9 protein-coding genes are annotated in these 12675 nt (G+C 57.5%); 4 read left to right on the top strand and 5 right to left on the bottom strand.

The window, feature by feature from the left end:
• The first annotated feature begins 17 nt into the window (after positions 1-17).
• The 3 genes from ACM6IR_RS21205 to ACM6IR_RS21195 are packed head-to-tail and all read left to right on the top strand — an operon-like array spanning position 18 to position 7291.
• A complete protein-coding gene (locus ACM6IR_RS21205; protein WP_201113597.1) occupies positions 18-644 on the top strand; it encodes a response regulator transcription factor in 627 nt (208 codons plus the stop codon).
• A gap of 8 nt (positions 645-652) precedes the next feature.
• Entirely contained in the window at positions 653-4297 is a 3645-nt protein-coding gene (locus tag ACM6IR_RS21200) for a transporter substrate-binding domain-containing protein (protein ID WP_414909501.1), read from the top strand.
• Between the two features lie 48 nt (positions 4298-4345).
• Complete coding sequence (locus ACM6IR_RS21195; RefSeq protein ID WP_414909500.1) at positions 4346-7291, top strand: HD domain-containing phosphohydrolase; 2946 nt, start codon at positions 4346-4348, stop codon at positions 7289-7291.
• Here the strand turns inward: ACM6IR_RS21195 and ACM6IR_RS21190 are convergent, their stop codons facing one another.
• Positions 7292-7774 (bottom strand): GAF domain-containing protein, encoded by a 483-nt coding sequence (locus tag ACM6IR_RS21190; RefSeq protein ID WP_414909499.1) that lies wholly within the window; start codon positions 7772-7774, stop codon positions 7292-7294.
• Positions 7771-8661 (bottom strand): ATP-binding protein, encoded by an 891-nt coding sequence (locus tag ACM6IR_RS21185; RefSeq protein WP_414909498.1) that lies wholly within the window; start codon positions 8659-8661, stop codon positions 7771-7773. Before ACM6IR_RS21185 ends, ACM6IR_RS21190 begins: the two co-directional genes overlap by 4 nt.
• A 123-nt stretch (positions 8662-8784) precedes the next feature.
• Between ACM6IR_RS21185 and ACM6IR_RS21180 the strand changes: the two genes are divergently transcribed.
• On the top strand, positions 8785-11148 hold the full coding sequence (locus tag ACM6IR_RS21180) for a response regulator (protein WP_414909497.1): 2364 nt from the start codon (positions 8785-8787) through the stop codon (positions 11146-11148).
• Here the strand turns inward: ACM6IR_RS21180 and ACM6IR_RS21175 are convergent.
• The 3 genes from ACM6IR_RS21175 to msrB form a co-directional block, all read right to left on the bottom strand.
• On the bottom strand, positions 11132-11593 hold the full coding sequence (locus tag ACM6IR_RS21175; RefSeq protein ID WP_038982224.1) for a MarR family winged helix-turn-helix transcriptional regulator: 462 nt from the start codon (positions 11591-11593) through the stop codon (positions 11132-11134). The two genes, ACM6IR_RS21180 and ACM6IR_RS21175, sit on opposite strands and share 17 nt — an antisense overlap.
• Entirely contained in the window at positions 11590-12075 is a 486-nt protein-coding gene (locus ACM6IR_RS21170; RefSeq protein WP_414909496.1) for a glutathione peroxidase, read from the bottom strand. Before ACM6IR_RS21170 ends, ACM6IR_RS21175 begins: the two co-directional genes overlap by 4 nt.
• Before the next feature lie 188 nt (positions 12076-12263).
• A complete protein-coding gene (msrB, locus tag ACM6IR_RS21165; protein WP_414909495.1) occupies positions 12264-12659 on the bottom strand; it encodes a peptide-methionine (R)-S-oxide reductase MsrB in 396 nt (131 codons plus the stop codon).
• Positions 12660-12675 lie beyond the last annotated feature (16 nt).

Here is a 12675-nt window from a genome sequence, read left to right as displayed (position 1 = left end):
TCGTATGGGATTTGATTATGAACTCCGTTTTTATTGTCGACGACCACCCAGTGATCCGTCTTGCTGTCCGTATGTTGTTGGAACACGAGGGCTACAAAGTCGTTGGCGAAACTGATAATGGGGTCGACGCCATGCAGATGGTTCGCGAATGCATGCCCGACCTGGTCATACTCGACATCAGCATTCCTAAACTGGATGGCCTGGAAGTTCTCGCCCGTTTCAACGCCATGAGTACGCCCTTGAAAACACTGGTACTGACAGCACAATGTCCGACACTCTTTGGCATTCGCTGTATGCAATCCGGCGCTTCAGGGTATGTATGTAAACAGGAAGACCTGAGTGAACTGGTGAGTGCTATTAAAGCGGTATTGTCAGGTTACAACTATTTTCCGAGTCAAGCCTTGAATCCTGTTCGCAGTGATGACGCGCGTTATGCCGACCTGGAGCTATTCAAATCGGTCAACGATCGAGAACTGATGGTATTACAACTTTTTGCCCAAGGCCGCACCAACAAGGAAATTGCCAAAGGTATGTTTCTGAGCAACAAAACTGTCAGCACTTATAAAAAACGCCTGATGCAAAAACTAAAAGCCAAATCCCTGGTTGAACTCATAGAGATGGCAAAACGTAACGCGTTAGTGTGAGAGAAAGGATGCCCAGTCGTATAAAGGATTATCTGATACTTATTGCCACCGGTTGGTGCCTGAGCACCTCGGTGTCGGCTGCGCCGATTGCCAGCGAGAACTACGCCCTGCTCAGTCGCTCAGCGACCGGACACCTGGAAGTCCAACTGAATAATGCCCAGCAACAATGGATCAAGAACAAACATGAGCTGATTCTTGGCACGTCGGCACCGGATTACCCGCCCTTCGACCTGACAATCAGCGGTCATGAGTATGAAGGTTTCACTGCCGATTACGCGGGCATCCTCGGCAAAACCACCGGTTTGCCAATCAGGGTTCAGCGATTCGCATCCCGAGGAGCCGCGATCGAGGCACTCGAAAACGGCGAGGTCGACCTGCTTGGCACCGCCAATGGATTCGAGGCTCACAATGCGGACATTGCGCTGTCCACACCTTACGCCGTAGATCAGCCGGTACTGGTAACACGCGAAGGCGAAGCCCGATCACTGACCGATGGCCTGGCTGGACTGCGGCTGAGCATGGTGTATCACTACTTGCCACTGGAGGAGGTCCGGGCGCTCTATCCGAAGGCGATCATCACGTCCTATCCGTCCTACCAGAATGCGATCAACGCGGTGGCCTTTGACCAGGCTGACGTGTTCCTCGGCGACACCATTTCAACCCACTACATGATCAACAAGGGGTACCTGAATAACATTCGCATGGCCAACTTCGGCAAACACGAAGCCCACGGTTTCAGCTTCGCCGTGCATAGGAACAACCCCGAATTGCTCGGGATCATCAATGCGATGCTCATGCTCACTCCAATCAGCGAGCGAGAAAATATCGCCAAACGCTGGAGTGCTGGCAGTGACATTCTTCTCACCGATCAAAAACTGGAGCTCAGTTACAGCGAGGAACGCTGGCTGGCACAACACCCTGTGGTTCGCGTGGTGGTCAATGAGGCCTATGCGCCGCTGACGTTTTTTGACAGCGATGGCAACTTTCGTGGCGTGACCGCCGATCTGCTTGAACTGATCAGATTGCGCACCGGTTTGCGCTTCGACATCCATCGCAGCCGAAGCGATGGCGAGATGATCCAGCAGATCATGGGCAATCAAGCCGACTTGATTGGTGCCCTGCTCCCCAGCGCCCAACGTGAATCGAAGTTAAATTTCACCCGCCCCTACCTGCAAAACTCCTTTGTCCTGCTGACTCGAAAAGCCGCCGACAGCCCGACCAACCTTGATCAACTCCAGGACAAACGCCTGACCATCGCCCAAGGCAATCCACTGGTGGATTACCTGCGCCGCGAGTACCCGCGGATCAAGCTGATCGAAACCCCGGACACCTTCAGCGCCGTCGAGTTGCTCGCGGAGGGCAAGGCAGAAGGTTCGGTCAACTCATTGGTGATTGCCAACTACTTCATTTCATCGCGGCTCTTCGAACACACCCTTCAGATCAGCACCACCATTGGCACCCGACAGGCCGCGTTCTCCCTGGCGACAGGCCTGAATTCCAAGGAGCTGAACTCCATCCTCGACAAGGCACTGTTGAGCATCGCGCCGGAGGAACTGGGCATCATCAACAGCCGTTGGCGTGGCTATTCGGCGTCCTCGCAAAGTACCTGGCGCAATTACCACCGACTGTTCTATCAGATCGTAGTGGGTGCTGGCGTGCTGCTGTTGATTTCCGTTGCCTGGAACGCTTACATGCGTCGCCAGATCAAACAGCGCCAGGCGGCAGAACGTGCGTTGAATGATCAACTGGAATTCATGCGATCACTGGTCAACGGAACGCCTCATCCGATCTACGTTCGCGATCGTCAGGGTTTGTTGCAAAGCTGCAATGACAGTTACCTCGAAGTTTTCTGCGCGAAACGTGAAGACGTTATCGGCAAAAGTGTCATGCAGGGCAACATGAGCAATGCGTTCGAAGCCCAGGAATATCAGGCTGACTACCAACGTGTCGTGGCCGAGGGCATACCGCTGATTCTTGACCGTGCAATGCACATCGGCGGCCGCAGACTGACGATTTATCACTGGATTCTGCCCTACCGTGATTCGAGTGGAGAAGTGCAAGGCATCATCGGCGGCTGGATCGACATCAGCGAACGTCGGCAACTGTTCGATGACCTACGAGCCGCGAAAGAACGCGCTGATGAGGCCAATCGAGCCAAAAGCACTTTTTTGGCCACCATGAGTCATGAGATCCGCACCCCTATGAATGCGGTCATCGGCATGCTCGAACTGACGCTCAAGCGAATCAATCACGACCACCCTGATCGCCCGGCCATCGAGGTGGCCTACAACTCGGCGAAAGACCTGCTGGAGCTGATCGGCGACATACTCGACATCGCACGGATCGAATCCGGGCGCCTGAGTCTGAGCCCGGAACGGGTCAATCCGGTTGATATCGTCGCGTCGGTCGTACGGATCTTCGATGGACTGGCTCACCAGAAAAATCTCTCGCTGCTGGTGGAGTTCCATCCTGCCACCCCATTGTTCGATGTCCTGTTGGACCCGATGCGCTTCAAGCAGGTGCTGTCCAATCTGGTCAGCAACGCCATCAAGTTTACTGAGCGAGGTCAGGTCAGGATTGTCGTCAACCTGCACCCGACAGTCTCCTCCGAGCAAGTGCTGATGCTGGTGCAGGTTCAGGACAGTGGCATCGGCATCAGCGAGCAGGACCGGCAGCAGTTATTCGAGCCTTTCGTACAAGCCGAAAACTCCGGGCAATCAGTCCGGGGAGGCGCAGGGCTCGGTCTGGTGATCAGCCGTAGCCTGTGCGAGGCGATGGGCGGCAGCCTGCAATTGAGCAGCCAGCCGGGCATCGGTACCCAAGTCCAGGTTTCGCTGCACTTGGCAACATTGCCACGCGAGCAGCTGCCGGAACCCGCTGAAGCGCAAATACGCCGCTCGACAGCGCCGTTGAATATTCTGGTGGTCGACGATCACCCGGCCAATCGCCTGCTCATGTGCCAGCAGCTAGAGTATCTGGGCCACCGATTCAGCGTTGCACCGGACGGAGCGGCAGGATTGGCAGCCTGGAAAGTCGAGCCATACGACCTGGTCATTGCCGATTGCAACATGCCGTTCATGAATGGCTACGAACTGGCCTGCGCCATTCGCCAACATGAACAACTATCGCACCGGCCGCGCTGCACCATTCTGGGTTTTACGGCCAATGCCCAACCGGAAGAAATACAACGCTGCAAAGACGCAGGCATGGACGACTGCCTGTTCAAGCCCCTGACCCTGACCGCCTTGGGTCAATGGGTTGAAGGGATCCAGCCGACCGTCCGCGATCCGGCGTTCAGTCTGGCAGGGCTACAGGTTTTGACCGGGGGCAATCGGGCGTTGGACCAGCGTTTATTGGCCGAACTGCTGAAAAGCAACCGTCTGGACCGAGAGGAGCTGATGGCGCTGTCGCCCTCAGAGGGTCTGCAGTCATTTCTCGACGTCGCCCACAAAATCAAGGGTGCCGCCCGAATCGTCCAGGCTTCCCGGTTGATCGACAGCTGCGAAGCGTTGGAGAAGGCTTGCCAGGAAGCGGTCCATCACGATGAGGTGACTGAACGTAGCAAGGCCATGGAGCACGCCATGCTGGAACTCGAGCAAGCGTTGCAGCAGCAAATTGGACAAAACGACAAACGCAGAATGACCGAGCCTTAACTATGCTTGGTCGCTGAGCAGTGTGTTAATCATCATGGAGAGACGGCAATGCCCAGCCCACTGCACCCGGATCAGCGGCGGTTTCCCCTGCACGTCCACATCAGCGTGATGTTCACCTGCCTGTTGTTGCTGACTGGCATGGTCCTGGGCATTTTCAACTATCGGCATACCACACAGATCATTCTTTCCAGCAGTGAAAAGCTCTTCGAGCGCATCGAGCAGGACGTTCGACAGGACTTGAACGCCACTTATGAGCCGATTCGACATCTGTTGAGCCTGTTGGCGGACATGCCGGCGGCGCAGGCACCCGACCTGGAGCAACGCCTGGCGCTGCTCAAACCCTTCAGCCAATCGCTGAAGGACAATCCCAACCTGGCATCGCTGTATCTGGGTTACGACAACGGTGATTTTTTCATGGTTCGCCCCTTGCGAACCGCTGACCTGAAATCCCTCCTCAACGCTCCGCAAACGGCGGCTTATCAGGTGTGGAGCATCGAGAAGGACAGTCGCAATCAGGTCCATTCCCAAGCGTTATTCTTCGATGAGGGCCTGGCCCTCATCAGTCGACAGGACAACCCCGAAGAAACCTACGATCCACGAGCCCGCCCCTGGTACTCCAGCGCCAGCAGCGTCAGGGATCAGATCACCACCGAACCCTACATTTTTTTCTCGACTCACCAGATCGGCACCACGTTGGCCAGACGCAGTGGAGTACAAGCGGTCATCGGGGCAGACATGACCCTGGCAGAGCTTTCCGCGACCCTGGCCAGACATGTCGTAACCCCCAGTACCGAAATCGTGCTGTACGATGCAAAAAACGATGCCATTGCTTATCCCGATAGTCGCAAGCTGATCATCGATGACCGAACTACCCGCCTGATCAACGCGGCTGATCTGAGCCCCAGTATCGGTGCGCTGCTTGACCATCCGCCCGAAGGCAATCGACTGGAAGTCTCCGGGCGTCAATGGATCGTTGCCCGCAGCCATCTACAGGAAGGCGGTCCCAAGGGGCTGCAGCTGGCGCTGCTGGTGCCGGAAGATGAATTGCTCGTCGATGCCTACCGCATGCGCTGGCAAGGCGCACTGATTACCTTGGCCACCCTATTGCTGTGCCTGCCGTTGGGCTGGCTCACTTCAAGAATTCTGGTCAAACCCCTGCGTGCACTGGTTCAGGAAGCCGATGCGATTCGCAGTTTCGATTTCAGTTTTCCGGCCGCACGTCGTTCCCCGGTGCTGGAAGTCGACCAACTGGGCGTGTCGATGGCACGTATGAAAGACACCCTGGCGAGCTTTTTCCAGATCACCGACAGCCTGAGTGCCGAAACCCGTTTCGTCCCTTTGCTGGAACGGGTGTTGTTTGAAACCGTGAAAATTGGCGAGGCCGAGGCCGGTCTGATCTACCTGCGCGACAATGATAGCGATCGGATGGAGCCGCATGGTCTGGTCATCAATGGCACGTCCCGGGCATTGCCGGCATTCGATGTTCAAGGACACGAACTCCAGAGTCCACAGAGCCCGGCATGGCTGCAGCAGCTGTCGAATGCCGACAATGTTGTCACCAGTATCGGCTTCGAGCAGGCAGCGGATTTGCGCAAAGTGTTGCTCGCGATGGAAAGCCCCCGCGTGCATCTGATCGGTATTCGGCTGCACAACCGACACAACGAAACCGTGGGCCTGCTGGTCCTGTTATTGGCCGACAGCGGCCTCCCAAGTGATCTGGAAAAACTTTGCCCCGACCGCATCGCGTTTCTACAGGCCGTCTCCGGTGCAGCCGCCGTGAGTATTGAAAGCCAGCGACTGCAAGCCAAACAAAAACAACTGCTGGACGCCTTCATTCAACTGCTGGCCGGCGCAATTGACGCCAAAAGCCCTTACACCGGCGGTCACTGCCAACGGGTGCCCGCATTGACGTTGATGCTTGCCCAGGCCGCCGCCGCCAGTCAGGCCCCGGCTTTCAGCGGCTATCAACCCACCGAAGATGAATGGGAGGCGCTGCACATCGCCGCTTGGCTGCACGATTGCGGCAAGGTCACCACCCCGGAATATGTTGTCGATAAAGCCACAAAGCTGGAAACCCTGAACGACCGTATCCACGAAATCCGCACCCGTTTCGAAGTGCTCAAACGCGATGTCTGGATCAACTATTGGCAAGCCATTGCCCTGGGCGGTGACGAGCAGCACCTGGCCGAGCTGCGCAACGCCGGTCTGGCGGGGCTCGACGATGACTTCGCCTTCGTTGCCCGCTGCAATCTGGGGGGCGAGACCATGGCCGAGACGGACCTGCAACGCCTGCGCAACCTGGCCCAACGCACCTGGACCCGAACGCTGGATGATCGATTAGGCGTTTCCTGGGAAGAAAACCGACGACAGGCCCGAACACCCGCGCCGACGTTACCGGTCAGCGAACCGCTGCTGGCGGACAAACCCGAGCATCTGTTCGAACGCGCCGAGAACGAACTGATTCCGCAAGATAACCCCTGGGGTTTCAAGCTCGATGTACCGCGCTACAAATACAACCGGGGCGAGCTCTATAACTTGAGCATTGGCCGCGGCACTCTGACCCGCGAAGAGCGTTACATCATCAATCACCACATGGTGCAGACGATCCTGATGCTCAGCCATCTACCCTTCCCCGCTCACCTCAACAACGTTGCCGAGATCGCCGGCGGCCACCACGAAAAAATGGACGGTACCGGTTATCCCAAACAGTTGAAGCGCGAAGAAATGAGCCTGCCGGCACGGATGATGGCGATCGCCGATATTTTCGAAGCGCTGACCGCCGCGGATCGCCCCTACAAGAAAGCCAAGCCCCTGAGCGAAGCACTGGGCATCATGGCCACCATGTGCCGTGACGCCCACATCGACCCGGAGTTATTTGGGCTTTTCATCGATGCGCAAATCTATTTGCAGTACGCCGATCAGTTTCTGGACCCACAACAAATCGATGCAGTAGATCCGTCAAGCCTGCTGGCCAAGGCAGGCTTGAGCGCGTGATCAGCAGTCGGTAAGACGCAGGAATATGGCCGCCAGCTGCTCGATGCCGACCTGATCGCGCGCGGTAAAACGCGCCAGTTTCGGGCTGTCCAGGTCCAGCACGCCGATCAGTCGCCCCTCCTTGACCAGTGGCACGACCAGTTCGCTGTTCGAGGCGCTGTCGCAAGCGATATGCCCGGGAAATGCGTGCACGTCTTCGACCAACTGAGTCTGCAAGGTCGCCGCAGCAGCCCCACACACGCCCCGACCGAATGGAATTCGCACGCAGGCGATCTGCCCTTGAAATGGGCCCAGCACCAGTTCTTCGTTGCGATTGAGGTAGAAACCGGCCCAGTTCAGATCATCGAGCTGGTTGTACAGGAATGCCGAAAACTGGGCGGCGTTGGCGATGAAGTCGCGTTCATCCGCCAGCAACGACTCCAGTTGCGCCTGCAACATACCGTAGCCTTCGAGGCCCTGACCACTCTTCTGTAAATCGATCATGCCTTGTGCTCCAACAGCTTGAGCCCGACCCAATAGCGGGCAAATTGATAGGCGCAGCGCCCGTTGCGATTGCCACGGCCCGTGGCCCAGCGTACGGCGAGGATGTCCAGTGCTTCGTCACGCTGCCAGGCCAGGCCGGCCTTGCCAGCCAGTTGACCAATCCAGTGTTCGACGACGTTGAGGTAGTGTTCCTGGGTAAATGGATAGAACGACAGCCACAGGCCGAAACGGTCCGATAACGCGATTTTGTCTTCCACTGCCTCGCTGGGATGGAGTTCGCCGTCGACTCTTTTCCAGTTTTCGTTATCGCTTTCCTTTTCCGGCACCAGGTGGCGGCGGTTGGAAGTGGCGTACAACAAAACGTTGTCTGGCGCCTGTTCGAGAGAGCCGTCGAGCACACTCTTGAGCACGCGATAGTCACCCTCCCCCGACTCGAACGACAGGTCATCGCAGAACAGCACGAAACGCTGGGGTAATTTTGCAATGTGTTCGACGACGCGCGGCAAGTCTGCCAGGTGATCGCGTTCGATCTCGATCAATCGCAAACCGGCCTTGGCGTGCTCGGCCAGCAACGCGCGAACCAGCGACGATTTACCGGTGCCTCGCGAGCCCCAGAGCAGCGCGTGGTTGGCCGGCATACCATCGATGAATTGCTGGGTATTACGTCCCAATTGTTCCAGTTGCCGGTCAACGCCAATCAGGTCGGACAAGCGCATATCGAGGCTGACTTGCAGCGGCAACAGAAAACCGCTGCGTCCCTCGCGCTGCCAGCGCGCGGCCAGGCAGTGGCTCCAATCGATGGCTTGCCGAGGTGCGGGCAACAGCGGCTCGATACGGGCCAAAACAGCATCGGCGCGTTCAAGAAAAGCATTTAATCGGGAATCCACGTCTTCTCCTCGGGCTCATTCACAGTAATCATGGCGTTACAGCGACAAAACACAGCGTTCGGTGACCGGTTCATCCAGAGCACAAGGGCTCGCGGGAGCCTCGGTATCCATGCATGATCGACTATGCTTGAGCAGCGAAGGGAAACGGAAGTGGTTCAATCCCCCATGGATATCAAGTTCACCAACCGGCTGTCATATAAGCAAGCCAGGCTTACCGTGCTGGTCGGTTTTATGCTGGGCACGCTGCTCAGTCTGCTGCAAATAGGTATCGATTATGCCAGTGAAGACGCCTCTATCAACCGTGAAATCCGGTCTTTACTGGAAATCAGCCATAACCCCGCCTCTCGCATCGCCTACAACATTGACGCCGAACTCGCTCAGGAGTTGACCCTCGGCCTGCTGCGTTCGCCGGTGGTCATCGGCGCGCAATTGACCGATAACAACGGTAACGTATTAGCCAACGTACAACGCCCCGGCTCGCAAAGCCGGTATCGGGCGATCAGTGACTTCCTGTTCGGTGCGAACCGGCCGTTCGAAGACCGTCTTTACCTCGACCACTTGCCAGCCGAATCCCTCGGCACTCTACGTCTGGACGTCGACACCTACTCATTCGGTAACCGGTTTCTGCGTCGAGCCGAAGTAACGCTGATCAACGGCTTCGCCCGCAGTCTGCTGCTGACCGGCATCTTGCTGACCTTGTTCTACTTCATGCTGACCAAACCGTTGGTACGGGTCATCCGCGAACTCAGTGGCCGCGATCCGCGCAGCGTGGAACCCTCGTCACTGGAGTGCCCGACGGGCCATGGAAATGATGAAATCGGTGTTCTGGTCAAGGTTGCGAATCAGCAATTCGAAAACACCGCCACCGAAATACAGCAACGCCGTAACGCTGAAAACCGCCTGACCGACTACCTCGGGCAACTGGAACACATCGTCTCGGCCCGCACAACAGAACTCAAGGCCATCAATTCCAGGCTCAGCCAATCCAATCAGGAGCTGGAAGTTGCCCGCAGCACCGCCCTGGACATGGCTGAAGCACGCTCTACGTTCCTGGCCAATATGAGCCACGAAATCCGTACGCCGCTCAACGGTCTGTTGGGTATGATCGCGCTCTCCCTGGACGGCCCGCTCACGGCCGAACAACAGCAACAACTGTCCATCGCCCACGACTCTGGCAAAGTCCTGGTGGAGCTGCTCAACGATATTCTCGACCTGTCAAAGTTCGATGCCGGCCAGCTCGAGCTCGAACACATTCCATTCGACCTCGGATCGCTGATCGAGGACACCGCCAATCTGCTGTCGCAGAACGCCGCGCCAAGCGTCGAACTGACCTGCCTGATCGACCCGTACTTCCCCGCACTGGTGCTCGGGGATCCAACCCGGGTCCGGCAGATCGTCAGCAACCTGTTGTCCAACGCCCTCAAATTCACCCGTTTCGGTCGGGTCGATGTGCGTCTGTCAACATTCGGGGACGGCGTCAGAATCGAAGTCTGCGACACCGGCATCGGAATTGCCCCGGACGCGCAGGTGAAAATTTTCCAGCCCTTTACCCAGGCCGGTGCCGGCATCACTCGACAGTTCGGCGGCACCGGGTTGGGCCTGGCGCTGACGTATAACCTCTGCGAAGCCATGCAAGGACGACTGACCATCAGCTCGGAAGCGGGCTTCGGCAGCCAGTTCTGTGCCGAACTGCCGTTGCCTTGTCACACCCAGGCTTTCCCCCCGGGATCTTTGCAGGGCAAGGTGATCGCGATCACCGCCGCCAACAGCGGTCTGGCGGAACTGTTGCACAGCCTATTGCCTGGTTGGGGGCTCGACTATCAACAGCGCTCGATCGATGACTCGATGATCGGACTGAATCCCGATATCGTCATCACTGATTGCCCCGAATGCCTGTTTGTCCTGCGCCCCACCTGTACTTCACCCATTTTGCTGGTCACTGCTTACGGCAGTTTCCTGCCCAGCGAAGAAGCCAGTGCCCTCGCACCCTTGCAACAACAAGCACGGCCGCTGGCGCGCAATGCGCTGTACCAGACGCTACGGCGAGTGCTCCAATCGGAGCTGAATACCCTCAACGATGCCCGCCTCGATACCCTCTCACCGCAACGGCGCGCACGCGTGCTGCTGGTGGAAGACAATCCGGTCAATCAATTGGTGGCCAAGGGGATGCTCGGAAAACTCGGTTGCGAGGTGATCGTTGCCGGCCACGGTGGCGAGGCACTGGATCAGCTTGAACAAAAAGAATTCGATCTGGTGCTGATGGACTGCAACATGCCGGTAATGGACGGCTATGAGGCCAGTCGGCAAATCCGTCGTAGCGGGCGCTGGCCGCAGTTGCCCATCGTCGCGCTGACCGCCAACGCCATGTCCGAAGAACGGGAACGCTGCCTTGCGGCGGGCATGAGCGATTACCTGGCCAAACCCTTCCGTCGGGAAGAGCTCGCCGCGCTGCTCGATGTGTGGATTCGCGCTACGACAGTGCCTTGATTTGCCCCAGCAGGTGATCGAGGCCATCGCGCAGGTCATTCAGACGATCCAGATCCACGCCGCTGTCGCATAACAGACGAGCCTTGAGCGGCCCGACCTGATCGCGCAAAGCCTTGCCGGCGGGCGACAAGCTCAAGTGCACCTCTCGTTCATCCCGCGCCGAGCGCTGGCGCTGAACCAATTGCAGTTGTTCAAGACGCTTGAGCAACGGTGTCAACGTGCCCGAATCCAGCGCCAGGCGTTCGCCCAACGCCTTGACCGTCGGCTGTTCCGGAGCGGCCTCCTGCCATTCCCACAACACCAGCATCGCCAGGTATTGCGGGTAGGTCAGGCCGAGCTGATCGAGCATCGGTTTGTAGGCGCGGATCACGGCTCTGGAAGCGGCGTACAGCTTGAAGCAGAGCTGGCTGTCGAGCTTCAGAGAATCGACTGACAATGTGTTCATTTGAGCAGGGCTTCAATCTCTCGGCTCAGGTCCTGCGGCTTGGTCGCCGGAGCGAAACGCTTGACCAGCTCGCCGTCCTTGCCGATCAGGAACTTGGTGAAATTCCACTTGATGCCCTGGGAACCGAGCACACCTGGTGCACGCTTCTTCAGCTGCACAAACAGCGGATGAGCGCCGGCGCCATTGACCTCGATCTTTTTGAACAGCGGGAAACTGACGCCGAAGTTCAGTTCGCAGAACTCGGAAATGGCCCCTTCGTTGCCCGGCTCTTGCTTGCCAAACTGATTGCAAGGAAAGCCAAGCACCACCAGGCCTTGATCCTTATAGGTTTGCCACAGTTCTTCGAGGCCTTTGTACTGTGGAGTGAAGCCGCATTTGCTCGCGGTATTGACCACCAGCACGGCTTTGCCGGCGTAATCGGCCAGGGTCTTTTGCTCACCCTTGATGGTGGTGCAAGGGATGCTCAACAAGTTGTCGCTCATGGCTCGGACTCTGAATGACGGAAGATGAGGTAAACATAGCGAGCAATTGAATTGCGCGCAATTTAAATTGTCGGGAGCCAACTGTTCTGTAGGAGCGAAGCTTGCTCGCGAAGGCGTATTAACATTCAACACTGATTTTGGCTGATCCGACGCCTTCGCGAGCAAGCTTCGCTCCTACGGGGCTCGCATTACTCGCGCGGTACCAGGTCCAGGCATACCGAGTTGATGCAATAACGCAGGCCGGTCGGCGGCGGACCGTCCGGAAACACGTGGCCCAGGTGCGCATCGCATTTGGCGCAGACCACTTCGGTGCGGATCATGCCGTGGCTCACGTCTCGTATCTCGACCATGGCGCTGTCGCCGATCGGCGCATAGAAACTCGGCCACCCGCAGCCGGAGTCAAATTTGGTCTTGGCGTCGAACAGCGCCTCGTTGCAGCAGATGCAGTGATAAACACCGTCAGTCCTGGTGCCGTTGTATTTACCAGAGAACGGCCGCTCGGTGCCCTTGAGGCGGCAAACGTTGTACTGCTCCGGGTCGAGCATCGCCCGCCATTCCTCCAGGGTTTTCTCCAACTTTTCCATTGTCACACCTCAGCAG

The sequence above is a fragment of the Pseudomonas sp. IT-P253 genome (assembly GCF_949768125.1).
GTDB lineage: Bacteria > Pseudomonadota > Gammaproteobacteria > Pseudomonadales > Pseudomonadaceae > Aquipseudomonas.
The sequence above is the reverse complement of the archived record's forward strand: the minus strand, read 5'-3'. Positions and strand labels throughout refer to the sequence as shown.

What these genes read in the sequence shown, in the direction of transcription:
- ACM6IR_RS21205 (WP_201113597.1), top strand. Translation starts at nt 18, where the DNA reads ATGAACTCCGTTTTTATTGTCGACGACCACCCAGTGATCCGTCTTGCT.
- ACM6IR_RS21175 (WP_038982224.1), bottom strand. Translation starts at nt 11,593, where the DNA reads ATGAACACATTGTCAGTCGATTCTCTGAAGCTCGACAGCCAGCTCTGC.
- ACM6IR_RS21195 (WP_414909500.1), top strand. Translation starts at nt 4,346, where the DNA reads ATGCCCAGCCCACTGCACCCGGATCAGCGGCGGTTTCCCCTGCACGTC.
- ACM6IR_RS21200 (WP_414909501.1), top strand. Translation starts at nt 653, where the DNA reads ATGCCCAGTCGTATAAAGGATTATCTGATACTTATTGCCACCGGTTGG.
- ACM6IR_RS21180 (WP_414909497.1), top strand. Translation starts at nt 8,785, where the DNA reads ATGCTTGAGCAGCGAAGGGAAACGGAAGTGGTTCAATCCCCCATGGAT.
- msrB (WP_414909495.1), bottom strand. Translation starts at nt 12,659, where the DNA reads ATGGAAAAGTTGGAGAAAACCCTGGAGGAATGGCGGGCGATGCTCGAC.
- ACM6IR_RS21170 (WP_414909496.1), bottom strand. Translation starts at nt 12,075, where the DNA reads ATGAGCGACAACTTGTTGAGCATCCCTTGCACCACCATCAAGGGTGAG.
- ACM6IR_RS21190 (WP_414909499.1), bottom strand. Translation starts at nt 7,774, where the DNA reads ATGATCGATTTACAGAAGAGTGGTCAGGGCCTCGAAGGCTACGGTATG.